At 69.4% G+C, this 23,486-nt stretch carries 17 protein-coding genes; 7 read left to right on the plus strand and 10 right to left on the minus strand.

The genetic code is table 11. The annotated features are described in order from the left end of the window. Window positions 1-22: 22 nt before the first annotated feature. Genes ABDK56_RS06640 through ABDK56_RS06655 form a run of 4 tightly spaced genes read right to left on the minus strand, consistent with a single transcriptional unit; the run spans window position 23 to window position 3,685 of the window. Entirely contained in the window at window positions 23-694 is a 672-nt protein-coding gene (locus ABDK56_RS06640; protein ID WP_349807400.1) for a tetratricopeptide repeat protein, read from the minus strand. Beyond that, complete coding sequence (locus ABDK56_RS06645) at window positions 691-1,467, minus strand: alpha/beta hydrolase (RefSeq protein ID WP_349807402.1); 777 nt, start codon at window positions 1,465-1,467, stop codon at window positions 691-693. The genes ABDK56_RS06640 and ABDK56_RS06645 overlap by 4 nt, the downstream gene beginning before the upstream one ends. 9 nt (window positions 1,468-1,476) lie before the next feature. After that, window positions 1,477-2,589 carry a M48 family metallopeptidase gene (locus tag ABDK56_RS06650; RefSeq protein WP_349807403.1) on the minus strand — a complete coding sequence of 371 codons (1,113 nt, stop codon included), beginning with the start codon at window positions 2,587-2,589 and terminating at the stop codon, window positions 1,477-1,479. 7 nt (window positions 2,590-2,596) lie between these two features. After that, window positions 2,597-3,685, minus strand: a complete 1,089-nt coding sequence (locus tag ABDK56_RS06655) for a YjgN family protein (protein WP_349807404.1) — start codon at window positions 3,683-3,685, stop codon at window positions 2,597-2,599. A gap of 161 nt (window positions 3,686-3,846) precedes the next feature. On the opposite strand from ABDK56_RS06655, the gene ABDK56_RS06660 reads away from it, so the two are divergent. Both ABDK56_RS06660 and ABDK56_RS06665 read left to right on the plus strand, forming a co-directional pair. Then, complete coding sequence (locus ABDK56_RS06660; RefSeq protein WP_349807405.1) at window positions 3,847-4,554, plus strand: hypothetical protein; 708 nt, start codon at window positions 3,847-3,849, stop codon at window positions 4,552-4,554. Next, on the plus strand, window positions 4,551-5,159 hold the full coding sequence (locus tag ABDK56_RS06665) for a hypothetical protein (protein ID WP_349807406.1): 609 nt from the start codon (window positions 4,551-4,553) through the stop codon (window positions 5,157-5,159). Before ABDK56_RS06660 ends, ABDK56_RS06665 begins: the two co-directional genes overlap by 4 nt. Window positions 5,160-5,165: 6 nt before the next feature. Here ABDK56_RS06665 and ABDK56_RS06670 read toward each other — a convergent pair whose 3' ends face one another. The 3 genes from ABDK56_RS06670 to ABDK56_RS06680 are packed head-to-tail and all read right to left on the minus strand — an operon-like array spanning window position 5,166 to window position 6,863. Continuing rightward, window positions 5,166-6,077, minus strand: coding sequence for an alpha/beta fold hydrolase (locus tag ABDK56_RS06670; protein ID WP_349807407.1), 912 nt, complete (start codon window positions 6,075-6,077; stop codon window positions 5,166-5,168). 4 nt (window positions 6,078-6,081) lie between these two features. Then, window positions 6,082-6,285 carry a helix-turn-helix transcriptional regulator gene (locus ABDK56_RS06675; RefSeq protein WP_349807408.1) on the minus strand — a complete coding sequence of 68 codons (204 nt, stop codon included), beginning with the start codon at window positions 6,283-6,285 and terminating at the stop codon, window positions 6,082-6,084. Beyond that, window positions 6,279-6,863: a hypothetical protein gene (locus tag ABDK56_RS06680; protein ID WP_349807409.1), complete on the minus strand. Its 585-nt coding sequence runs from the start codon at window positions 6,861-6,863 to the stop codon at window positions 6,279-6,281. Before ABDK56_RS06680 ends, ABDK56_RS06675 begins: the two co-directional genes overlap by 7 nt. A 140-nt stretch (window positions 6,864-7,003) precedes the next feature. Between ABDK56_RS06680 and thrS the strand changes: the two genes are divergently transcribed. The 4 genes from thrS to ABDK56_RS06700 all read left to right on the plus strand — a co-directional run bounded on the left by thrS (window position 7,004) and on the right by ABDK56_RS06700 (window position 13,539). Then, window positions 7,004-9,025 carry a threonine--tRNA ligase gene (gene thrS, locus ABDK56_RS06685; protein WP_349807410.1) on the plus strand — a complete coding sequence of 674 codons (2,022 nt, stop codon included), beginning with the start codon at window positions 7,004-7,006 and terminating at the stop codon, window positions 9,023-9,025. Window positions 9,026-9,049: 24 nt separating this feature from the next. After that, entirely contained in the window at window positions 9,050-9,499 is a 450-nt protein-coding gene (locus ABDK56_RS06690) for a GAF domain-containing protein (protein WP_349807411.1), read from the plus strand. 246 nt (window positions 9,500-9,745) lie between these two features. Further along, entirely contained in the window at window positions 9,746-10,267 is a 522-nt protein-coding gene (infC, locus tag ABDK56_RS06695; protein WP_349807412.1) for a translation initiation factor IF-3, read from the plus strand. 197 nt (window positions 10,268-10,464) lie between these two features. Continuing rightward, window positions 10,465-13,539 (plus strand): TonB-dependent receptor, encoded by a 3,075-nt coding sequence (locus ABDK56_RS06700; RefSeq protein ID WP_349807413.1) that lies wholly within the window; start codon window positions 10,465-10,467, stop codon window positions 13,537-13,539. A gap of 58 nt (window positions 13,540-13,597) precedes the next feature. Here the strand turns inward: ABDK56_RS06700 and ABDK56_RS06705 are convergent, their stop codons facing one another. Both ABDK56_RS06705 and mutS read right to left on the minus strand, forming a co-directional pair. Beyond that, window positions 13,598-16,312 (minus strand): [protein-PII] uridylyltransferase, encoded by a 2,715-nt coding sequence (locus ABDK56_RS06705; protein ID WP_349807414.1) that lies wholly within the window; start codon window positions 16,310-16,312, stop codon window positions 13,598-13,600. Window positions 16,313-16,322: 10 nt separating this feature from the next. Next, the gene (mutS, locus tag ABDK56_RS06710; protein ID WP_502959273.1) at window positions 16,323-18,926 is read right to left on the minus strand and encodes a DNA mismatch repair protein MutS; all 2,604 of its coding nucleotides are present in this window, start codon (window positions 18,924-18,926) and stop codon (window positions 16,323-16,325) included. A gap of 77 nt (window positions 18,927-19,003) precedes the next feature. Here mutS and ABDK56_RS06715 point away from each other — a divergent pair, with 77 nt between their 5' ends. Continuing rightward, window positions 19,004-21,301, plus strand: a complete 2,298-nt coding sequence (locus ABDK56_RS06715; RefSeq protein ID WP_349807417.1) for an NADP-dependent malic enzyme — start codon at window positions 19,004-19,006, stop codon at window positions 21,299-21,301. On the opposite strand, the gene ABDK56_RS06720 is transcribed toward ABDK56_RS06715, so the two are convergent. After that, window positions 21,298-23,388, minus strand: coding sequence for a RelA/SpoT family protein (locus tag ABDK56_RS06720; RefSeq protein WP_349807418.1), 2,091 nt, complete (start codon window positions 23,386-23,388; stop codon window positions 21,298-21,300). The genes ABDK56_RS06715 and ABDK56_RS06720 overlap by 4 nt on opposite strands. Between the last annotated feature and the right edge of the window lie 98 nt (window positions 23,389-23,486).

Genomic DNA, 23,486 nt, shown 5'->3' on the forward strand with positions numbered 1-23,486 from the left:
AGGGGGCGGGAAGTTCAACCCTCTAGCGGTCGGTCTTCGGCTCGGGCGGGATCTTCGCGCCGAGCGCGTCGAGCTCGCGCTTGGCCGAGGCCGCGACCGGGCCGCCCGCGTCGGCGGCGGCGGCGCGGGTCCAATAGTCGCGCGCTTCCTCGTCCTTGCCGCCGAGGTGGGCGATATAACCCGCCTCGAACAGCACGTCGGCGAGCCCCGGGCCGAGCGCGAGCGCCCGCGCGATCGCGCTTCGCGCGGTCCCGAGGTCGTTCTCTCGCACCGCGAGCGCGGCCGAGAAATACCAGTAGAACGGGTCCTTGTCGGCATTGGGCGCGGCCTCGGTCGCGAAGCGGCGCGCGGCGGCGAGGTCGCCCTGCCCCTCGGCGGCGCGCGCGCGATCGAGCAGCGCCAGCCCGCGCTGTTCGGCCTGCAGCCCGTCGCCGGCGAGCGCCTTGTCGAGATCGGCCGCCGCCTTGGCCGGCTGGCCCGCGGCGATCCACATGTTGCCCGCCGCGGCCCACATCCGCTGGGTGCGCGGGTTGCCGACCGGAGAGGCGTCGGCGGCGCGTTCGAACAGCCCCGCCGCGTCGACGAACTTCTGCGAATCCGAGGCGGCGAGCGCCTGGCACAGGAGGCCGGTCGAATCCTCGCTACAGGTCGGGGCGGCACCCGCGAGCGCGGCGGCAATCAAGAGGGCGATCATCGAATCAGTTCCACCAGATTGTACAGCTCGACGAGGATCGCGTGGATTTCATGCGGCTCGCTGAGACGATGGCCGCCACCCTTGATGAAGCGGATCTGGACGTCGGATGAATGGAGCTGGTCGATCAGCTTGAGCGGCACCCCGATCGGGACGGTGTGATCGGCGAGCCCGTGGACGAAGCGCACCGGGATCGGCAGGTCGATCGGGTTCCACAGCAGGCGGAACGCCTCGCCCGAGCGCCAGAAGCCTTCGTGGGTGGTCTGGACGTCCTGGCTGTTCGGGTCGCGAAGGTCGATCCGCCCGTCGCGGACGATCGCCGCGCGTTCCTCGTCGCTATAGCCCCAGTCGGTGAAGTCGGGCGCGGCGGCGATGCCCAGCAGCCCCTTGACCCGGTCCTTGCGGCGAAGCGCCGCGTGGACCGCGAGCCAGCCGCCCATCGACGAGCCGGCGACGATCAGGTCGCCGGTCGGCACCGCCATGTCGATCGCCGCGAGCACCTCGTCGAGCCATCGGCCCATCGTCCCGTCGGCGAAATTGCCCGCGGACGAGCCGGTGCCGCTATAGTCGAGGCGAAGGCAGCCGGCCCCGCGCGCGGCGCAATAGGCGTCGATTGCGCTCGCCTTTTCGCCTTCCATGTCCGACGCGTAGCCGGGCAGGAAGACGACGGTCGGCATCGCCTGGGTGGCGGCGCGGTGGCGGATCGCGATTCGCCGCCCGTCGCCGGGGTCGAGATAGCTGAGCGGGACGGGCGGAAGCGGATTCTGGTCGGTCATGCGCGCCCCTTAGCGGGGTCGGCGCCATCGATCGAGTAGGCGGCGGATCTTCGTTCCCGGTCCCGCATCGGGCTGCGGCGGACCGCAGATCGCGGCGAGGGCCTGCGCCTGGGCAGGCATCAGCACCGGGCGATAGGCGTGGCCGGGCACGTAGGAGCGGTAGAAGGCAATCGCGCGATCGATGCTTACCGGGTGGCTGTTGAGGAAGGCGAGGCGGTCGTCGCCGCGCTGGTCGCCGGTGAGGTGCGACAGCTTGAAGAACAGCGCGGCGGTCGGTCGCGGATCGACGTCGGCGCGGCGGAGCGCCGCGATCGCGTCGGCGTCGGCCTCGGCCTCGTTGGCGCGGGTGAAGCTGAGGCCGACGAGCTGCTCGGTATTGGCGCCGATCCCGCCGGCGAACAGCCGGATGAGCGAGCCGATCCCGAATTCGCGGATCAGCGCCTGGGTCACGTGGCGGCGATGGACGTGCGCCATCTCGTGCGCGAGCACCCCGGCGAGCGCGGTCGGGCGCGTATCGTCGAGCATGCCGCGGAACACGACGATGTTGCGCCCCGGAAGCGCGGCGGCATTGTAGATCGAGCTGTCGAGCGCGGAGAAGCGGATCGCGGCATCGGGATCGGCGGAGGTCGCCGCCGGATCGATCCGGTCGGCCAGCGCGCGCAGCGCGGCGTTGCCGTCGGGGCTGGCGCAGCGAAGCGTCCCGAAATCGCCGACCAGCGAATTGCCGAGGTCGCGCTCCCACCGCTGGGGAACCAGCGGCGCGACATAGGCCGGCGCGAGATGACCGACCAACAGCACGGCGACCGCAATCCCGGCGAACAGCGCGCTGGCCCGCCACAGGCCGAGCCGGTCGATCCAGCGGCCATAGCCCTTGGCCTGAACGGGCAGCAGCGCGGCCAGCGGCGGATCGGCAGGATCGAGCAGGCGAAGCCGCCAGCCGGGAAGATCGGTGCGCGAAAAGCGGGTCCCGCCGCTGCCTTCGACCGCGCGGAGCAGCGCGGGCTCGACCCGTTCGTCCTCCCCCCCGTCGCCGAAACCAAGTTGCAGCCGGTCCTCGACCGCCGCGAGCGTGACCGGGCGCGCCTCGGCAGTGCGACCATCGAACAGTGCGGCGCGAACCATGGCGCGGCTACATCGCGCCGAGGTCGAACGCGTCGGCGAAGCCCTCGGCTTCGCGCGGCGCATGGGTGGTCGACTGGACGAGGGCGGCGACGTCGACCTCGCCGTAAAGTTCGAGGTGGCGGACCATGAAGGTCCAGTTGCGATAGCCCCAGTAGGAAATGCCCGCGCCGAGCGTCACGACCGCGAGCGCGAGATTGCCGAGGAACAGCTTGAGCCACTGCCAGGTGGTCGCGTCGAACCCGAATTCAAGGTCGCCGAGCCGGAGCGCGGCGGCGGCGTTGCGGTAATAGGCCGCGAAGAAGTTCAAGGTCAGCAGGGGGACCAGGACATAGACCGCGATGATCAGCAACAGCAGCGTCACCGCGAGTTCGGCCTGCATGCCACGGCGAAATCCGGGCGAGAAGTTGGTGAAGCGAAAGATCAGGAAGCCGAAGGCAAAGGCAAGGATAGGAACCGCGTAAACCAGCCCCCAGCGGTCCTTCAGATCCTCGGCGGTGAGGCTGGAAGTGAAGCGCAGCTGGCCGAAGCTCATGCCGTTCCAGCGGGCATCCCATAATCGGGTTACCGTCCACGGAAACATGGTGAACAGACTGATCCAGGAGACTATCATTCGACCCAGATATTCGCCGCCATAAGCCCATCCCGGCTCGTCACTGCCGCCGCGAATTCCCCGCCACCAGCTTCGAGACAGGCGGTAGCGCAGGGCGCGGAAGCGGGCGACCCCGCCAAGGTAGAGCAGGCCAATCTCAAACAGCAGCAGCAGGCCGGTCGCCGCGCTCGTCTTGCCGCGGGCGATCAGCGCGGGAAACAGGAACTGGATGAAGCCGAAGAAGGGCAGCAGGAAGGCCATCACGATCAGGAAGCCGACGAACATCTCGCGTCCGGTGCCGGTCCATTCGAGCGTGTCGTCGATTACCTCTGTGTGCGACCACAGGTAGCGGCGCTGGCGCGCGGAGGCCCAGAAGCGGTAGACGCCGAGCGTCACGACCGTCAGCAGCACGTTGGTCGCGGCGATCGGCAGATAGTCCCGCCAGCTCCCGGTGAAACGCACGGCGCGGGCCTCGTCGGCCGGCGCGATCGATTCCAGACTGTTCACGTCGCCCCCCAACTCGGCACCCCGAGACTGACGCTCGTCGAACGCTTTCGCAAGCGCCAAATTACGCAGTTCGTCGGCGGCGGGCGAACCGAAAATTAACCGCCGCCGGTTAGGCGTCTTCGCGTTCGAAACGGGGGAAAACGGGCATTACGCGCGCGATCTTGATCGGCTTGGCCGGGTTGGCCGCGATGCTTGTCGGCGGCTGCGCGCGATCGGGCGAGGGCGATTATTTCGACCTGCCGCCGGCGCAGGTGCTGGTCCAGCTCGCGGCGATGGACGTCGGGTCGGTCGCCGCGCTGCCCGGCGACACGAGCTCTTGGCGCGACGGCGATTCGATCCACTGGGCGGTCGACGTGGCGGGGCAGCGGATCGCGGCCTACCACGCCACGGTCAGCGCCGACGGCGACGGGTCGCGGATCGTGCTGGTCGAAGATTCGGTCGAACCGGTGCGGCTGCCGTCGGGCGGGTCGGCGGCGATGGACAAGGTCAACGCCGACGTCGGCGGCATCCTCGCCAGCCGCCTCAACCGCGACATGGCGCGCGACTATCTGCGCGAAAAAATCGCTTCGACGCTCGACCATCGCCCGATGAACGGGTTTCGCGTCGCGTGGAGCACCGGGCAGCGGATCCAGCGCGACGCGTCGCTGCTCCACGACTTCGCCGACCGGGTCGATGAAATGCAGACCGATGCGCTGAAGGCGTCGTTCGAAGCGCAAAAGGCCGAGGCCGCCGCGCGCTCGGACGCCGGGGAGATCGAGCGCAGCTATCGGGACCTGCCGGGCGAGTCCGGCCTACCCAACACGAGCGTCGGGCGACCGACCCTCGACACCCGACCGACAAGCGTCGACGACAATGGAGGCATGAAATGAAGAAGTGGCTGATCCTCGCTGCCATGATGCTCGGCGGCTGTACGCAGGAACTCAATTACCAGGTTCCCGCCGACGACGCGCTGGCGACGATCGAGTCGGTCGCCGGGAGCGACGCGATGGAATTTCCGAACATGGGTTACGCGGTCGACGTGGCCTTCGAGAATGTCGCGGCCGACCGGCTGGCGGTGTGGACCTACAGCTATGGCGGCAAGGAACTTGGCAAGCTGATGGCGTCGGTCGAGCCGGCCGGCGATGCGGCCAGCAAGGTGAAGATCAACTTTGTCGACGGCAAGGAGGCGCTCGACGATCGCGGGACCGCGATCCGCCGGCTGCTCGAATCGGACCAGCTCATGCTCGCCAAGGAAGCGATCGCCGCGAAGTTCGAGAACCGTGCGGTCGACCCGGCGCTGAAGAAACAGCTGACGATGGACCTCGCCGCGCTCGAGATGGGCAAGGTGCTCCGCGAGATGCCCCAGATGCAGCACGACGCGTTCGCCGCGGCGTCGCAGATGGACAAGGAATCGCGCGACAGCCGCGAAGAGGCGCACGACCGCGAGCAGGAGCGGCTGGTCAACCCCAACGGGTTCGGCCAGGCCCGCCCCTGACTCGCCTCAGCGGGCCAGCGCGGCGTCGAGTGCCTTCGCGAAAGCTTCGGGCTGGTCCTGCATGACGAAGTGGCGCGTGTCGGCGATCGGCACGAGCGTCGCGGTCTTCCGCGGCGCGTACTGCCCGACGTAGAGCGGGTCGGCTGGCGTTCCGCCCGGGTAGATCAGCGTCAGCGGCGCGCGGATTGTCGCCAGCGCGGGGCGCGCGTCGGTGGTGAGATCGTCGATCATCGCCTCGCCGACCACGGCGGGGTCGGACACGCGCTGGCCGTAGGCGATCAGGCACTGGCCTTCGGCGCTGTTGCTCATCGCTGAAGGCGCCGCCGGCGCGGGGCCGGGCTTGCAGTCGAGGGGCGCGGCGAAATCGGGCCTGGCGGTCGCGGCGGTTATCGTCGCCTTGATCTGCGCGGCGCGCGCCTTCGCGGTCGCCACGTCGTCGATCCCGAACAGCGGGCCGATGAACGGAAGTGCGTCGACCACCACGATCCGGCCCGGCAGGTCGGGGTGTTGTTCGGCGACCATCAGCGCGGCGAGCCCGCCGAGCGAATGGCCGACGATCGCCGGGTGGCCGAATCGCGCGGCATAGGCGGCCAGCTCGTCGACGAACGGCTGGAGCACCGGGCCGCTGGCGTTGGCGCCGGCCGGCTCGCCGAAGCCGCGGAGCTGGACGAGGTGAACGCGGTGAGTCGCCTTCAGCCGGTCGGCGGTCGCGCGCCACACCGCGCGCGGGCTCGACAGGCCGGGGACGAGGATGACGTCGGGGCCGCTCCCGACCAGCTCGACGCTGAAGCGCGACGGCTGCGCGAAGGGGGCCGGGGTCGCAGCGGGCGGGACGGCGGCGAATGAGGGCGTGCCGTGGGCGAGGAGCGCGGCGAAGCCGATCGCGGCGACGAGGCGGGCCTTGTTCTGGGGAGTCATCGGGTCAGTCCTTTTTGCTGGGGGACGTGAAAATCTCTTCGATCGGCATCTCGAACAGTTCGGCGATGCGGAAGGCGAGGGGGAGCGAGGGGTCGTACTTGCCGGTCTCGATCGCGTTGACCGACTGGCGCGACACCTCGAGCCGCTCGGCGAGGTCCTGCTGGCTCCAGTAGCGAATCGCGCGGAGCACCTTGAGGTTGTTCAGCATGACGGCTCCCTCCGGACCAGGCGGGCGACGCCGAGGCCGATTGCCCACACCGGGAAGGCCGCCCATGCATCGATGCGCGGCGCGACGTCGAACGCGTTGAGGAACCCGTAGAGCGTCGCCAGCACGAGCAGGAAGCCGGTCGCGATCAGCGACTGTTCGACGTGGCGGGCGCGTAGATATTCGTCATCCTCTTCCTTGAGCAGCAACGCCATCGCGCGGATCATGCCCATCACCGGCACCGCGGCGACGAGCGCCAGCAGCACGCGCGCGATCAGCGGCGGGTCAAACGTCCGCGCGATGCTCATCGCGGCGAAGAACAGCGCGACGTAGCTGAGGCTCGCGATCAGGAAACGGCGGGTGTAGCGGACCTGCGCCGGCGAGGCTGCACCGCAGACGGCCAGCGCGCGCTGCCCTTCGCGGGTCATCGGGATGATCAGCAGGAAGCTGGCGAGGAACAGCGCGGTCGACCAGGGGCCGGTCAGCACGTGGGCGAGTTTGAGGGCCGCGGTGCCGAAGGTGGCGGCGACAAACGCCGCCGCCCACCAACGGGCGCGGTTCGGGGACGAAGTCACGGTCATGGAAAGCATCCTTCTCAATAAGACAAGTACACTTTACATGCTGACGCTGCGATATGTCAAGCGTGCTTTCCAAAAAGTCGCGCTTGCTTGAAATCCTCTTCATCTTGAAGGCGTTGCTGCGCTGCCGTAGGGCGGGCGCCATGTCCGAGATGATCAAGATTTCGCTTCCCGACGGTTCGATTCGCGAGCTTCCCGAAGGTTCGACCCCCGCCGACGTCGCGGCGGCGATCGGGCCGGGGCTGGCCAAGGCGGCGCTCGCCGCGCGCGTCGATTACGGCAATGGGGGCGAGCTTCGCGACCTCCACCGCCCGTTCGAGGGCGATGCGACGGTGGCGCTGGTCACCAGTCGCGACGAGGCCGACGCGCTCGAGCTCGCGCGGCACGACTTCGCCCACGTCCTCGCCGAGGCGGTGCAGCGGCTCTACCCGGGGACTCAGATCACCTTCGGCCCGGCGACCGACGACGGCTTCTACTACGACTTCGCCCCCGCTCCCGGGCGCGGGCCGTTCACCGAGGAGGAACTGCCGGGCATCGAGGAAGAAATGCGCCGCGTGATCGCGGCCGACAAGAAGCTGGTCCGCGAGGAGTGGTCGCGCGAGGACGTCCGCGCCTTTTTCGAGCAAAGCGGCGAGACGTTCAAGGCCGAATGGGTGATGGAGCTGCCCGAGGGCGAGGCGATCACCATGTACAGGACCGGCGAGGGCGAGGCCGACTGGATGGACCTTTGCCGCGGGCCGCACCTGCCCTCGACCGGCAAGCTCGACCCGCAGGCGTTCAAGCTGACCCGCGTGTCGGGGGCCTATTGGCGCGGCGACCCCAAGAACCCGATGCTCTCGCGCATCTACGGCACCGCCTGGCTCAACAAGAAGCAGCTCGCCGAGCATCTCCACCGGCTCGAGGAAGCGGGCAAGCGCGACCACCGCAAGCTCGGGCGCGAAATGGACCTGTTCCACCTGCAGGAAGAGGCGCACGGCAGCGTCTTCTGGCACCCGCAGGGCTATCGCATCTGGCGCGAGCTCGAGGCCTATATGCGCCGCGCGATCGACGGCGCGGGCTATCGCGAAGTCAAGACCCCGCAGCTGATCGATGCGCGCCAGTGGGAGCGCAGCGGCCACTGGGGCAAGTATCGCGAGAACATGTTCGTCGTCCCCGACGAGGTCCCGGGGGTCGACGACGAGGGCCCGGTGCTGACCGGCGAGGCCGACCTGATGGCGCTGAAGCCGATGAACTGCCCGGCGCACGTGCTGATCTTCAAGCAGGGCATCACCAGCTACCGCGACCTGCCGCTCAGGATCTACGAAAACGGCTGCTGCCATCGCAACGAGCCCCACGGCGCGCTCCACGGGCTGATGCGGGTGCGCCAGTTCACCCAGGACGACGCGCACATCTTCTGCACCGAAGAGCAGATCGTCGACGAGGTGAAGGCGTTCTGCGCGCTTGCCGACCGGGTCTACAAGGACTTCGGCTTCACCTATTCGATCAAGCTCGCGCTTCGCCCCGACCAAAGGTTCGGCAGCGACGCCGACTGGGACAAGGCCGAGTCCGAGCTCCGCAACGCGGTGGTCGAGGCGGGGATGGCGACCCCCGAATATGGCTGGGAAGAGCTGCCGGGCGAGGGCGCCTTCTACGCGCCCAAGCTCGAATGGCACCTGACCGACGCGATCGGGCGGACGTGGCAGGTCGGCACCATCCAGTCGGACCGGGTGCTCCCCGATCGGCTCGACGCGACCTATGTCGGCGAGGACGGCGAGAAGCATCGCCCGGTGATGCTCCACCGCGCGATCTTCGGCAGCTACGAACGCTTCATCGGCATCCTGATCGAACATTTCGCGGGCAAGCTGCCGCTATGGCTCGCGCCAACGCAGGCGGTGGTCGCGACGATCGTCAGCGACGCCGACGACTACGCCGACGAAGTGGCGGCGAAACTTGTCGCCGCCGGGATTCGCGCCGAGGCCGACACGCGCAACGAGAAGATCAACTACAAGGTACGCGAACATTCACTCGCCAAGGTCCCGCTGCTGCTGGTCGTCGGCAAGCGCGAGGCGGAGGAAGGCAGCGTCGCGGTCCGCCGGCTCGGCAGTGACGAGCATCAGAAAGTCATGTCGCTCGACGAGGCGATCGCGACCTTCGCGAACGAGGCGCGCGCGCCCGACCTCGTCTAGGGCGGCGGCCGCGACCGCGCCGTCATGCCCGCGCTATTCGCCGATTTCAGCAGCGAGCGGATCATCGACGCCACGCTCGGCTTCGTCGTCACCGCCAACGGCCGGTCGCTCGAGCTCGGCTTCATGCTCGGCTTCGACGCCGCAATGGCGCAGCGTTGCCTCAGGCTCGACTTCTGGCAGGCGGTGTGCGGCACCATCGCGCGGACCGGGCAGGCAATGCACCTCGTCGATGTCCAGCGTTCACTCGACCCGCTCGCCGACCTCGTCCGCTCGGCAGGGGTCACCGCTTACGCCTGTGAACCGCTGATGATTGCCGGGCAAGTGATCGGCACGCTCTCGTTCGCCTCGCGAAGCCGCCTCCGTTTGGACCTCGATGATCTCGATTTTTTCGCGGAGGTCGCGATGCACCTCGCCCAGGCGCGCCACGGGGCGCGAAGCCGCGCGGCTGACAGCTACGCAATGAGTTTTTCCTAGCAAGACAAGCCGATCCGGAGGATCCGGCCTGCACCGGACGGACCCTGATCGCCGCTAAATGACGCTATTATCCCGGTCGCTCGGCGATCGCGGGCTGCGCCCGCCTCGCCACAGGCCGGGCGCAAAATCGCCGGTCGCGGCGGTCAAGCCTTTTCAACATGGCGCCGAATGCTTAATTGCGGCGCTTACGACAGGCTTTTCGAACCAGGAGACACAGCTATACCACCGCCCTATCCGCGCCGAGGAATGGCGCCGCCGCCGCAGTTCAGCGGCCCCCGCTACAACGAGTTTATCCAGGCTCAAAAGGTGCGGGTGATCGACGAAAACGGCGAAAATCTGGGCGTGATGTATACGCGCGAGGCCTTCGAGCAGGCGCAGAGCGTCGGGCTCGACCTGGTCGAGATCAGCCCCGGTGCCGATCCGCCCGTCGCCAAGTTCCTCGATATCGGCCGCTTCAAATATGAAGCGCAGAAAAAGGCCAACGAGCAGCGCAAGCGCCAGAAGACGCAGGAGATCAAGGAGATCAAGATGCGTCCGAACATCGACGACCACGACTTCGACACGAAGATGAAGAAGGTCTTCCAGTTCCTCGAAGAGGGGGACAAGGTGAAGATGACGCTTCGCTTCCGCGGTCGCGAAATGGCGCACAACCAGCTCGGCATGGCGGTCCTCCAGCGGGTCGCCGAGCAGACCGCCGAAATGGCCAAGATCGAACAGCATCCGCGGCTCGAGGGGCGCCAGATGCTGATGGTGATCGCGCCCAAATAAGGCCCGCGCTGCGGTCTTCGCCGTCTGGCGACGCCGACCTTCCGTTACGGAATGCGCCGATAGGGACACGCCATGTTGCAGCAAAGCCGCAGCATGGCGTGATTCGTCTCGCGGGCGCCGCCCCTCGCTTTCGCCTTCCCTGCGTTGGCGATACTCATTCTCCCCATAATAAGAACGCGCTTTCGGGGGAGAAAACCATGCGCAAGTCGATGTGGCTGCTTTCGGCCGGCCTCGCCGCCCTTTCCACGCCCGCCTTTGCCCAGGATGCGACGACCACGCCGTCGCCGCAGACCGGGGGCGAGGCCACCGCCGCGACCGCCGCGGTCGACCAGCCGGTCAGCCAGGGCGAGATCGTCGTTACCGCGACCCGCCGTAACCAGGCGCTGAGCAGCGTGCCGATCGCCGTGTCGGCGGTGACCGGCGACCAGCTCAAGAATTCGGGCGCGAGCGACATTCGCCAGCTCAACCAGGTGTCGCCCTCGCTGCTGGTCTCCTCGACCTCGTCGGAATCGGGCGGCGCCGCCGCGCGCATCCGCGGCGTCGGCACGGTCGGCGACAACGCCGGCCTCGAAAGCTCGGTCGCGCTGTTCATCGACGGCGTCTATCGCTCGCGCACCGGCGTCGGCCTCAGCGAGCTCGGCCCGATCGACCGGATCGAGATCCTGCGCGGCCCGCAGGGCACGCTGTTCGGGCGCAACGCTTCGGCGGGCCTGATCTCGGTGATCACCGTCAAGCCGAAGTTCGAGAATTCGATCGAGGGCGAGGCGACGCTCGGCAACTATAACCTCCGCCGCTTCAGCCTCGGCATCAACGGGCAGGTCACCGACTCGCTCGCCGCGCGGGTCGACGGCATCTACGTCAAGCGCGACGGCTTCATCGACGACGTCCGCTCGGGCCGCGACCTCAACGACCGCAACCGCTGGATGGTGCGCGGGCAGCTGCTCTACCAACCGTCGACCGACCTGTCGGTTCGCCTGATCGCCGACTATACCAAGCGCAACGAGGAATGCTGCGCCGCGGTCTACCAGCCGGCGCGCGACTACACGATTTCGGGCCCGCAGCCCTCGACCGTCGCCGCGATCATCCGCGGGCTCGGCGGCCATGTGCTCGACAATCCGAAGGACCGCGATGTCGCGATCACCCCGGGCCGCAACTACGCCTCGCGGGTCCGCGACGCGGGGCTGTCGGGCGAGATCAATTACGACCTCGGCGGCGCCAAGCTGACCTCGATCACCGCCTATCGCTACAACGACGCGGTGCGCGGGCAGGACGCCGACTATAACGACCTCGACCTGCTCTATCGCAAGGACGACGGCGGCTACGACACGCGCTATCGCACCTTTACCCAGGAACTGCGCTTCAACGGCACCACGCTCGGCGGCAAGCTCGATTGGCTGGTCGGCGGCTTTTATTCGAACGAGAAGCTGCACCAGACCGACAACCTGGCCTATGGCGCGGACTATACCAATTACGCCAACTGCCTGACCGCCTACAAGCTCGGCTACCAGCTCTACAACGCGGGCTTCCGCGGGCAGGACGCCGCGCATCCCGACGCGCGCGGCTTCCCCAGCGTGGGCGCCAACGGCTGCGTCAACACGCTTCGCGCCGGCCAGCTGTTCGGCGCGCTCGGCGGGGCGGCGAGCTCGACCGCGCGGGCGATCGCGCTGTTCGCGGGGCTCAACCCGGCGACCGCGGGCTATTACGGCTACGGCGCGATCGCGCGGCAGCTCCAGCTCGGGCTCGGGCTTCCGGCCACCCCGACGCTGAGCGGGGTCGGCGAGAGCGACGAGTATAACCAGACCAGCAACAACTGGGCGATCTTCACCCACAACATCTTCTCGCTCACCAACCAGCTCAAGCTGACGGTCGGCGCGCGCTACACGCACGAAAAGAAGACGCTCAATGCCGACCTTCTCGACAACAACATCTACTGCAGCACGCTTTACGCGGTCGGCACCTCGGTCAACCCGCTGACCGGGCTCGACTCGTTCCAGACGCTGCCGTGCGCGATCCCGAGCGTTCCGGGCCACCACCTGACCGGCAAGGAATCGAAGAGCGAGGGCAAGCTGTCGGGGACGGTCAACCTCAGCTACAAGCCGACCGACGCGCTGCTGCTCTACGCAAGCTACTCGCGCGGCTACAAGGCGGGCGGCTTCAACCTCGACCGCTCGGCCTTCCCGCGCTACCAGTTCGTCAGCACCGACCCCAACGATCCGGCGGTCGGCGCGGTGTGCGGGCCGCAGGGGGCCACCGCGATGCGCGGGTGCGCCAATGGCGCCGCCACGCTTCGCGATCTCGAGTTCGCGCCCGAAACCAACGACGCGATCGAGCTCGGCGCGAAATATCACAGCCGGATGATCGACGTGAACGTCGCCGCCTTCCACCAGCTGTTCAAGAACTTCCAGCTGAACGCGTTCAACGGCACCAACTTCATCGTCGAGAACATCAACTCGTGCAGCGTCGACCTCAACGGCACCGACAGCGACGCGTCGGCGACCACCGGGGCGTGCACCGGCAAGACCCGCGCCGGGGTGCGCAGCCAGGGGGTCGAGGTCGAGGTGTTCACCCGGCCGTTCACCGACTTCACGCTGAACGGCGGCGTCACCTACGCCGAGACGACCTACCGCAAGAACCTGGTCGGGGCCGACGGTCGCGCGCTGTCGCCGAACTTCTTCCAGCTCCCGGGCCGGCAGATGTCGAACGCGCCGCGCTGGACCTTCACCGCTTCGGCGGGCTGGACCCCGCGGATCGGGACGAGCGGGCTCGGCGCGCTGTTCTACGTCGACTGGCGCCACTCGAGCGCGCTCAACACCGGGTCGGACCTCGACTTTGAAAAGATCCAGTCGGCGTTCGATGTGGTCAACGCCCGCATCGGCCTGACCGGGCCGAACCGGTCGTGGAGCGTCGAGCTTTGGGCGCAGAACGTCTTCAACAAGCTCTACAACCAGGTCAGCTTCGACATGCCGCTGCAGGGCTACGGCACCGGCCTCTATTCGAACACCCAGCGCGGGGTCGATACCGGCCGCTATCCGCGGGCGAACCAGCTGTTCGGCTCGTTCCTCGGCGAGCCGCGGACCTTCGGGATCACCTTCCGCGGCCGCTTCGCCGAGGCTCGGGCGGTGCCGCCGCCCCCGCCGCCGCCCCCGCCGCCTCCGCCCCCGCCGCCGCCCCCGTCGCAGACCTGCGCCGACGGCACGGTGATCGACGCGACCGCGACGTGCCCGGTGCCGCCGCCCCCGCCGCCGCCGCCGGCGCAGGGCGAGCGCGGCTAAGCCGCCGGCAAAAACGAGAAAGTGGGAAGGGGCCTCGCTTCGGCGGGGCCCTTTTTCGTCAGTGGGTGCGCGCGACCTCGAGCAGCGCCTCGCGAAGCTGCGCGGACGCGGCTTCGCCCAGCTTCCGCCCCTCGGCATCGGTCACGTAGAACACGTCGACCGCCTTTTCGCCGTAGGTGGCGATGTGCGCCGAATGGAGCGAGACCGAGCGGTCGGCGAGCGTTCGCGCGAGCCGTGCGAGCAGGCCCTGGCGGTCGCGCGCATTGACCTCGACCACCGTGGTCTTGTTCGACGCGTTCTCGGCCACCAGCACGCGCGGGGCGATCTGGAAATGCTCCTCGCGCTGCGGAACGCGGAGCGGGGGCGGGGGCTGCGGCACCTGCCCGTCGGCGAGCACGCGCTCGATCGTCTCGGCGAGCCGCGCGGTCTGGCGACCCTCGGCATAGGCCCGCCCCTGCCCGTTCAGCACGAGCAGGTTATCGAGCGCGAAGCCGTCGCGCGTGGTGTGGATCCGCGCGTCGATGATGTTCGCGCCCGCCCTGGCGAGCGCGGCGCTGATCGCCGCGAACAGCCCGGGTCGGTCGGGGGCGAACACGCTCAGCCGGGTCGCGCCGCTGTCGGGATCGGGCGCGGCCTCGACCGACGGGCGCGTCTCGCCGAGCCGCGCGCCGGCGGTCGCGACCTGCAGCGCGTTGGCGTGGTGAAGCGCGGGCTGTTCGGCGAGCCAGTAGCTGTCGGGCAGCCGTCGCGCATGGGCCTTGGCCGCCGCGCGGGTCCACCCCATGGCCTCGTCGAGCGCCGCCTGCCGCTCGGCGACGCGCTCGCGCCGGCCATGCTGGACGTGGCCGAGCCGCAGCCGCTCCTCGGCAGCTTCATAAAGCGTCTTGAGCAGCTGGCGCTTCCACTCGTTCCACGTGCCCGGACCGACCGCGCGAATGTCGACCACGGTCAGCATCACCAGCAGCCGTAGCCGCTCGGGCGACTGCACCACGTGCACGAAATCGTCGATCGTCTTGGGGTCGGTAAGGTCGCGGCGGAAGGCGATCCGGCTCATCAGCAAATGGTGCCGGACCAGCCACGCGACCGTTTCGGTCTCGCCCTCGTCGAGCCCGAGCCGCGGGCAAAGCTCGTAGGCGATCGCCTCGCCGAGCTCGCTATGGTCGCCCCCGCGCCCCTTGGCGATGTCGTGGAGCAGCACCGCGACATAGAGGGTGCGGCGCGATTCGAGCTGGCGGAACAGCGCGCTCGACAGCGGATGATCCTTCGCCATCTCGCCGCGCTCGATCGCCGCGAGCAGGCCGATCGCGCGGATCGAATGCTCGTCGACGGTGTAGTGGTGATACATGTCGAACTGCATCTGCGCGACGACCCGGCCGAAGTCGGGCATGAACCGCCCGAACACCCCCGCCTCGTTCATCCAGCGAAGCACCGTGTCGGGGGCCTTGATGTCGGTCAGCACCGACAGGAACAGCGCATTGGCCTCGGGATCGTCGCGGATCGTGTCGGCCAGCCGCGCCTGCGCGGTCGCCGCGCGCATCGCCTTGGGGTGAAGCTCGAGCCCCTCGCGCGCGGCGAGCGCGAACAGCTCGATCAGCCGGGTCGGGCGCTCGGCCAGGAAATCGTCCGACGGGATCGACAGCCGGCCGCGATCGATGGTGAAGCCGTTGAGGTGGCGCGGCTTGCGGGTGAACGTCGGCAGCGCGAAACGGCGCCCCTTCTTGCCGAGCTGCTCGTCGAGCTGGGCGAGGAGCACGCCGGTGAGGTCGCCGACCGTCTTGGCCTGCAGGAAATAGAATTGCATGAACCGCTCGACCGCCGACTTGCCCGGCCGGTCGGCGTAGCGCATCGCGGTGGCGATCCGCGGCTGATATTCGAAGCCGAGCCGTTCCTCGGCACGGCCCGCGAGCCGGTGAAGGTGGCAGCGCACCGCCCAGAAGAATCGCTCGGCGCGGTCGAAGCGGGCGAACTCGGCCTCGCTTAGCAGCCCCTTGGCGACCATGTCGCGCGGGCTCGACGCGCCGAGCGCGAACCGCGCGATCCAGTAGAGGGTGTGAAGGTCGCGAAGCCCGCCCTTGCCGTCCTTGACGTTGGGTTCGACGACGTAGCGGCTATCCCCCATCTTGCGGTGGCGCTCGTCGCGCTCGGCCATCTTGGCGGCGACGAACTCGGCGGCGTGGCCCTTGACGATTTCGCGCGCGAAGCGCTGCTCGAACGCGTCGAACAGCGGCCGCTCGCCCCACAGCCAGCGGCTTTCGAGCAGCGCGGTGCGGATCGTCATGTCGCTCTTGGCCGAGGCGATCGCCTCGTCGACGGTGCGGACCGACTGCCCGACCTTCAGCTTGAGGTCCCACAGCTGGTAGAACAGCGCCTCGGCGACCTTCTCGGTCGTGCCGCCATGGCCGCCGACGAGCAGCATCAGGTCGATGTCGCTGTAAGGGGCAAGCTCGCCGCGCCCGGTGCCCCCGACCCCGACCAGCGCGATCCGCTCGGCGGGCGCGGGGTTCGAGGTGGGATGAAGGCGAAGCGCGGCATGGTCGAACGCCAGTCGGACGACCTGGTCCGCGAGAAAGGCATAGGCCGCCGCCGCCGTCCGCCCGTTCGACGGGTGCGCGGCCAGCCGCTCCCCGATCTCCTCGCGCCCGGCGGCGAGCGCGGCGGCGAGGATCGCCCCTGCCTCCTCGGGCGCGGCGGCGGCGAGCCGGTCGGCGATCGCGCGGCGGTCGAGGATCGCGCGGCGGTTGGCGACGGCGGGGAGGCGCGGCTGGTCGGTCATCGCCAAGCGCTCATGGCTGGGCGTCCGCGAGCCGCTTGATCGCGTAGAGCGCGTCGAGCGCCTCGCGCGGGCTCATCGCGTCAGGGTCGAGCGCGGCGATCGCCTCGGCCAGCGGGTCGGCGGGCGGCGGACCCTCGGCCTGCGATGAGAACAGCGGCAGCTCGTCTAGCCCGGCGCCGATCCCGCCGGTCGCCTCGCGCCCGTCCTCGAGCCGCGCGAGCACCGCCCTGGCGCGCGCGACCACCGCGCCCGGCAGCCCCGCCAGCCGCGCGACCGCGATCCCGTAGCTGCGGTCGGCAGCGCCGTCGGCGACTTCGTGGAGGAGGACGAGGTCGCCCTTCCACTCGCGCGCGCGGACATGGTGGAGCGAGAGCGCGCCGAGACGCGCGGCGAGCCGGGTGAGCTCATGATAATGAGTCGCGAACAGGGTGCGCGCGCGGACCGTGTCGTGCATCGCCTCGACCACCGCCCAGGCGATCGCCAGCCCGTCGTAAGTCGAGGTGCCGCGCCCGATCTCGTCGAGGATGACGAGGCTCCGGTCGGTCGCCTGCGACAGGATCGCGGCGGTCTCGACCATCTCGACCATGAAGGTCGAGCGCCCGCGCGCGAGATTGTCCGAGGCGCCGACCCGGCTGAACAGCCGGTCGACGATGCCGATGGTCGCGGCGCGCGCGGGGACGTAGGCGCCCGCCTGCGCGAGCAGCACCGCGATCGCCGCCTGTCGCAGGAAGGTCGACTTGCCGCCCATGTTGGGGCCGGTGATCAGCCACAGCCGGTCGGCGGGGGACAAAGCGAGGTCGTTGGCGACGAACCGCTCGCCGGCGTCGGCCAGCGCCGCCTCGACCACCGGGTGACGCGCGGCGACGAGGTCCAGCAGCGGCTCGTCGCGAAGCATGGGCAGGCACCACTCGCCCTCGCTCGCGCGCTCGGCGTGGCTGGCGGCGACGTCGATCCGCGCGAGCGCGTCGGCGGTGCGCGCGATCCGCGGCGCGGCCGCGACCGCCTGGCCGGTGAGTTCTTCGAGATGCGCGGCCTCGGCGGCGAGCGCATGGGCGCCCGCCTCGACCACCCGGCTCGCCTCGGCATGGAGGTCGGGCGAATTGAAGCGCACCACCCCGGCGAGCGTCTGGCGGCGGGTGAAGCCGCTGTCGGCGGCCATCAGAGGGTCGGCGTGGCGGGCGGGAACCTCGATATGATAGCCGAGCACCGCGTTGTGGCGGACCTTCAAGGATCCGACCCCGGTCGCGTCGCGATACTTGGCCTCGAGCGCGGCGATCGCGCGGCGGCCGTCGTGGCTGGCGAGCCGGAGCGCATCGAGCGCGGCGTCGTAGCCCTCGGCGATATAGCCGCCCTTTGACGCGTCGAGCGGGGGCGAGGCCACCAGCGCGAGCCCGAGCCGGTCGGTCAGCGCGGCATGGCCCGACAGGTCGGGCAGCAGCGACTTGAGCAAGTCGGGACAGGTCAGGTCGCAGTCGAGCTCCGCCTTAAGCGCCGCCGCGCCGGTGAGCCCGTGGCGCAGCTGGGCGAGGTCGCGCGGCCCGCCGCGTCCCGCCACCAGCCGCCCGAGCGCGCGGGCAAGGTCGGGCAGCGCGCGCATCGCCTCGCGCAGCCGCAGCCGGCGGAGCGGCTCCTCGTGAAGCCATTGCACGAGCGCCAGACGCGCCTCGATCGCGGGCCGGTCGGTCAGCGGTGCGGCGAGGTCGGCGGCGAGCAGGCGGCGCCCCGCGGCGGTGACGCAGCGGTCGATGTTGGCGAGCAGGCTTTGGCCGCCGTTGCTTGCGCGAACGATTTCGAGGCTCTCGCGCGTCGCCGGGTCGATCCCGAGGTGCGCCGAGCGCGCGACCCGGCGCGGCGCGTCGAGGAAGCTCGCTGCCTCCTTTTGCGTCGCGGCGAGATAGGCGAGCAGCCCGCCCGCCGCCGCCAGCTCGGCGCGCCCCGGCCCGCCGAACCCGTCGAGGTCGACGACCCCGAACCGGCTTTTAAGCGCGCGTTCGCCCGACAGGCTGTCGAAGCCGCCCTTGCCCGGCGTGGTCGCGATCCCCGGCACCCTGCCCTCGGCGATCGTCTCGGCGGGGGCGATCCGCGCCAGCTCGGCGCGAAGTTCGCCCGAGCCGCAGGCGACCAGCTCGAACCGCCCGGTCGAAATGTCGGCGGCGGCGATCGCGTAATCGTCGCCCGCGCGCCCGACCGCGGCCAGCCAGTTGGCCGCGCCGCTGTCGAGCAGCACTTCCTCGGTCAGCGTCCCCGGGGTGACCAGCCGGACGATCGCGCGGTCGACCAGCGCCTTCGACCCGCGCGCCTTGCGCGCCTCGGCGGGGCTCTCGGTCTGCTCGGCGATCGCGACGCGGTGCCCGCCCTTGATCAGCCGCGCCAGGTAGGATTCGGCCGAATGGACCGGCACCCCGCACATCGGGATCGGCTCGCCGCCGTCCTCGCCGCGCTTCGTCAGCGCGATGTCGAGCGTCGCGGCGGCGGCCTTCGCATCGTCGAAGAACAGCTCGAAAAAATCGCCCATTCGGTAGAACAGCAGCGCGTCGCCCGCCTCGGCCTTGAGCCGCTTGTATTGCGCCATCATCGGCGTTTGCTTGGGTTCGGGGGAGTCGCCGCGGGCCATTATCGGGGAACCTAGCGGCAAGCGCCCGCCCGCGCGAGGGTGACTTGCGGGCGCGCTTGGCGCTAAGGCCTTCCGCCATGAACGAAAGCAACGTCAAATTCACCCGCGACGAGGCGCTCGATTTCCACGCGCGCGGGCGGCCGGGCAAGATCGAGATTCGCGCCTCGAAGCCGATGGCGACCCAGCGCGACCTCAGCCTCGCCTATTCGCCCGGCGTCGCGGTGCCGGTCGAGGCGATCGCCGCCGACCCGGCCACGGCCTACGACTACACCGCCAAGGGCAACCTCGTCGCGGTAATCTCGAACGGGACCGCGATCCTCGGGCTCGGCAACCTCGGCGCGCTCGCCTCGAAGCCGGTGATGGAAGGCAAGGCGGTGCTGTTCAAGCGCTTCGCCGACGTCGATTCGATCGACCTCGAGGTCGACACCACCGACCCGCAGCGGTTCATCGAATGCGTCGAGCTGCTCGGCCCCAGCTTCGGCGGCATCAACCTCGAGGACATCGCCGCGCCCGACTGCTTTATCATCGAGGCGGCGCTCAAGGAGCGGATGAACATCCCGGTGTTCCACGACGACCAGCACGGCACCGCGATCATCACCGCCGCCGGGCTGATCAACGCCTGCCACCTCACCGGGCGCGCGCTCAAGGACATCCGGGTGGTGGTCAACGGCGCGGGCGCGGCGGCGATCGCCTGCACCGAGCTGATCAAGGCGATGGGGGTGCCGCACGGCAACGTTATCATGTGCGATCGCACCGGCCCGCTCTACCCGGGGCGCGAAGGGATGGACCAGTTCAAGTCGGCGCACGCGGTCCCGACCGAAACCCGCTCGCTCAAGGAGGCGATGGTCGGCGCCGACGTGTTCCTCGGCCTCAGCGCGGCGGGCGCGGTGACCGGCGAGATGGTCGCCGGCATGGCGCCGCAGCCGATCATCTTCGCAATGGCCAATCCCGATCCCGAGATCACCCCGCCCGAGGCCAAGGCCGCGCGCCCCGACGCGATCGTCGCCACCGGGCGAAGCGACTACCCTAACCAGGTCAACAACGTGCTCGGCTTCCCGTTCATCTTCCGCGGCGCGCTCGACGTGCGCGCGACCGGGATCACCGAGGAGATGAAGATCGCCGCCGCCGAGGCGCTCGCCGCGCTGGCGCGCGAGCCGGTGCCCGAGGAAGTCGCCGCCGCCTATGGCGGGATCAGCCAGCATTTCGGCCCCGACTATATCATTCCCGCCCCGTTCGACCCCCGGCTGATCGAGGTGATCCCGGCGGCGGTCGCCGAGGCGGCGATGAAGAGCGGGGTCGCGCAGAAGCCGATCGACGACCTGCGCGCCTATCGCGAGAGCCTGCGCGCGCGGCTCAACCCGACCGCCTCGGTGCTCAACCTCGCGTTCGAGGCGGCGCGCACCAGCCCCAAGCGGGTGCTGTTCGCCGAGGGCGAGGAAGAGAATGTCCTGCGCGCCGCGATCGCGTTCCGCGACGGCGGCTACGGCACCCCGGTGCTGGTCGGGCGCGACGACGTCTATGACAAGCTCGCCGAGCTCGGCGTCGACGACCCGCGCAGTTTCGAGGTGCTCAACAGCCGCAACTCGCCGCTGGTCGGGCGCGCGGTCGACTATATCTACGCCAAGCACCAGCGCCACGGGATGCTGAAGCGCGAGGTCGAGCGGATGGTCAACCAGGACCGCAACACCTTCGCCGCGGCGATGCTCGCGCTCGGCGAGGGCGACGCGATGATCACCGGCACGACCCGCCCCTTCAGCCAGTCGCTGCGGCAGGTCCGCGTCGTGCTCGACGAGGAAGGCGACCAGTCGACCCCGTTCGGGATCAACATCGTCGCGACCCAGACTCGCACCGTGCTGATCGCCGACACGGCGGTGACCGAGCGGCCGACCGCCGAGCAGCTCGCCGCGATGGCGATCCGCACCGCCAGCTTCGCGCGGCGGATGGGGCACGAACCGCGCGTCGCCTTCGTCAGCTACACCACCTTCGGCAACCCGCCCGGGCGCCACATCGGCGAAATCCGCGAGGCGGTGCGGGTGCTCGACACGCTGGTCACCGACTTCGAATATGAAGGCGAGATGGGGCCAGACGTTGCGCTCAGCCACGAGGCGCAGCAGCGCTTCTACCCGTTCAGCCGGCTGAACGGCCCGGCCAACATCCTCGTCATGCCGGGGCTTCAGTCGGCCAACCTGTCGGCCAAGCTGCTCCGCGCGCTCGGCGGGGAGAGCGTGATCGGGCCGTTCCTGATGGGGATGAGCCTGCCGGTCCAGATCGCGCCGATGACCGCCAGCGTGTCCGACCTGCTGACGCTCGCGGTGCTCGCCTCGGGCGGAGCCGATTCGATCCGCAAGGCCCCGGCGCGCGGACGCTCGGGCTAGATCCGTTCGACCTGCGCGACGCTGGTCGAGCCGCGCAGCGCGGCGATGATCGCGTGGAGGTGGGCGAGGTCGTGGACCTCGACGTCGACGTGGAAGGTCATGAAGCTGCCGTCGCGGTGAGCGAGGTGGAGGTTGACGATGTTCGCCCCCTTCGCGCCGAGAATCCCGGCCATTTCGCCGAGCGTGCCCGCGGCGTCGCGGATGATCACCGCCAGCTTGGCGGTGCCGCCGTCGCTGCCGTCGCCCCACGCGAGGTCGAGCCAGTCGGCGTCGATCCCGCTCGCTAGGTTGTCGCAGCCGATGACATGGACCTCGATCCCCTCGTCGGCGCGGCGCAGCCCGACGATCCGGTCGCCGGGGATCGGGTGGCAGCAGGGGGCGAGGTCGTAGGCCACCCCCGGGGTCAGCCCCTTGATCGAGATCGCCTCGCGCTGGCCGAGCGGGCGCGGCGCGACGTCGCCGCCCGCCGAGCCGGGCATCAGCGCCTCCATCAGCTCGACGTCGCTGACCAGCCGGCGCGCGACCTTGACCATGAGGTCTGCCTCGTCCTCGGCCTTGAGCGCCTTGATCGCGCGCTTGAGCGCGTCCTTGCCGAGCGGCGCGGGCAGCCGCGCGACGATCTCGTCGTAGATCTTGCGGCCAAGCTCAATCGTCTCGTCGCGTTCCTTGTGACGGACGAAGCGGCGGATGCCCGAGCGCGCCTTGCCGGTGACGACGAAGCGAAGCCACGCCGGCTGCGGATGCTGCGCCGCGCTGGCCAGGATTTCGACCTGGTCGCCATTGTCGAGGATCGTCCGCAGCGGGACGACCCGGCCGTTGACCTTGGCCCCGACCGCAGTGTCGCCGAGCGCGGTGTGGACGGCGTAGGCGAAGTCGATCGGGGTCGCGCCCTTGGGCAGCTGGATCAGCTCGCCCTTGGGGGTGAAGGCGAAGATCCGGTCCTGGTACATCGCCATCCGGGTATGTTCGAGCAGCTCTTCGGGGCTGTCGGCATGCTCGAGGATTTCGACCAGGTCCGAAATCCACGGCACCTTGACGTCGGCGACCGGGCGGCCCTCCTTGTAGGCCCAGTGCGCGGCGAGCCCGCGTTCGGCCTGGACGTGCATTTCCTGGTCGCGGATCTGGATCTCGATCCGGGTCTTGCTGTCGTGGATCACCGAGGTGTGCAGGCTTCGGTAGCCGTTGCGCTTGGGGGTCGAGATATAGTCCTTGAACCGCCCCGGGACCATCGGCCAGCGGCGGTGGATCAGCCCGAGCGCGCGGTAGCAGTCGGCGGTTTCGGGGACGACCACGCGAAACGCCATCACGTCGGACAATTGCTCGAAGCTGATGTGCCGCTCGGCCATCTTCTTCCAGATCGAATAGGGGTGCTTCTCGCGGCCCATCACCTCGGCGGTGAGGCCATGGTCCTCGAGGTAGAGCTGCAGCCCGAGCCCGATCCGGTTGACGAGGTCGCCGCCCTCCTCGCCGAGCTGCTTCAAGCGCCGCTTGATCGAGGCGTAGGCGTCGGGCTCGAGCTCGCGGAAGGCGAGTTCCTGCATCTCCTGCATGATCTCGTACATGCCGATCCGCTCGGCCAGCGGGGCGTAGATATCCATCGTCTCGCGCGCGATCCGGCGGCGCTTTTCGGGGTTCTTGATGTGATGGAGCGTGCGCATGTTGTGCAGCCGGTCGGCCAGCTTGACCAGCAGCACGCGGATGTCGTCGGACAGGGCGAGCAGGAACTTGCGGAGGTTCTCGGCGGCGCGCTCGCTTTCCGACTGCGCCTCGATCTTGCTGAGCTTGGTGACCCCGTCGACCAGCCGCGCGACGCTCGGTCCGAACAGCTTCTCGATCTGTTCGGGGGTGGCGACGGTGTCCTCGATCGTGTCGTGGAGGATCGCGGTGACGATCGTCTCGTCGTCGAGCTTGAGGTCGGTGAGGATCCCCGCGACCTCGATCGGGTGGCTGAAATAGGGGTCGCCCGACGCGCGCACCTGCGCCCCGTGCGCCTTCATCGAAAAGACGTAGGCGCGGTTGATCAGGCCCTCGTCGGCGTCGGGGTCGTAAGCGCGGACCCGCTCGATCAGTTCATATTGTCTCAGCACGCGCGCCTAATGTGGCGTGTCGCCCCCCTCGTTCGCAAGCGCAAAAAGGGCCGGGCGCTGGAGGGAGCGCCCGGCCAGTGCGCGCGGCCGACCTGCGT

The organism is Sphingomonas sp. ASV193 (assembly GCF_040203355.1).
Lineage (GTDB): Bacteria > Pseudomonadota > Alphaproteobacteria > Sphingomonadales > Sphingomonadaceae > Sphingomicrobium.

What these genes read in the sequence shown, in the direction of transcription:
- ABDK56_RS06640 (WP_349807400.1), bottom strand. Translation starts at nt 694, where the DNA reads ATGATCGCCCTCTTGATTGCCGCCGCGCTCGCGGGTGCCGCCCCGACC.
- ABDK56_RS06645 (WP_349807402.1), bottom strand. Translation starts at nt 1,467, where the DNA reads ATGACCGACCAGAATCCGCTTCCGCCCGTCCCGCTCAGCTATCTCGAC.
- ABDK56_RS06650 (WP_349807403.1), bottom strand. Translation starts at nt 2,589, where the DNA reads ATGGTTCGCGCCGCACTGTTCGATGGTCGCACTGCCGAGGCGCGCCCG.
- ABDK56_RS06665 (WP_349807406.1), top strand. Translation starts at nt 4,551, where the DNA reads ATGAAGAAGTGGCTGATCCTCGCTGCCATGATGCTCGGCGGCTGTACG.
- ABDK56_RS06670 (WP_349807407.1), bottom strand. Translation starts at nt 6,077, where the DNA reads ATGACTCCCCAGAACAAGGCCCGCCTCGTCGCCGCGATCGGCTTCGCC.
- ABDK56_RS06675 (WP_349807408.1), bottom strand. Translation starts at nt 6,285, where the DNA reads ATGCTGAACAACCTCAAGGTGCTCCGCGCGATTCGCTACTGGAGCCAG.
- ABDK56_RS06680 (WP_349807409.1), bottom strand. Translation starts at nt 6,863, where the DNA reads ATGACCGTGACTTCGTCCCCGAACCGCGCCCGTTGGTGGGCGGCGGCG.
- thrS (WP_349807410.1), top strand. Translation starts at nt 7,004, where the DNA reads ATGTCCGAGATGATCAAGATTTCGCTTCCCGACGGTTCGATTCGCGAG.
- ABDK56_RS06690 (WP_349807411.1), top strand. Translation starts at nt 9,050, where the DNA reads ATGCCCGCGCTATTCGCCGATTTCAGCAGCGAGCGGATCATCGACGCC.
- infC (WP_349807412.1), top strand. Translation starts at nt 9,746, where the DNA reads ATGGCGCCGCCGCCGCAGTTCAGCGGCCCCCGCTACAACGAGTTTATC.
- ABDK56_RS06700 (WP_349807413.1), top strand. Translation starts at nt 10,465, where the DNA reads ATGCGCAAGTCGATGTGGCTGCTTTCGGCCGGCCTCGCCGCCCTTTCC.
- ABDK56_RS06705 (WP_349807414.1), bottom strand. Translation starts at nt 16,312, where the DNA reads ATGACCGACCAGCCGCGCCTCCCCGCCGTCGCCAACCGCCGCGCGATC.
- mutS (WP_502959273.1), bottom strand. Translation starts at nt 18,926, where the DNA reads ATGGCCCGCGGCGACTCCCCCGAACCCAAGCAAACGCCGATGATGGCG.
- ABDK56_RS06715 (WP_349807417.1), top strand. Translation starts at nt 19,004, where the DNA reads ATGAACGAAAGCAACGTCAAATTCACCCGCGACGAGGCGCTCGATTTC.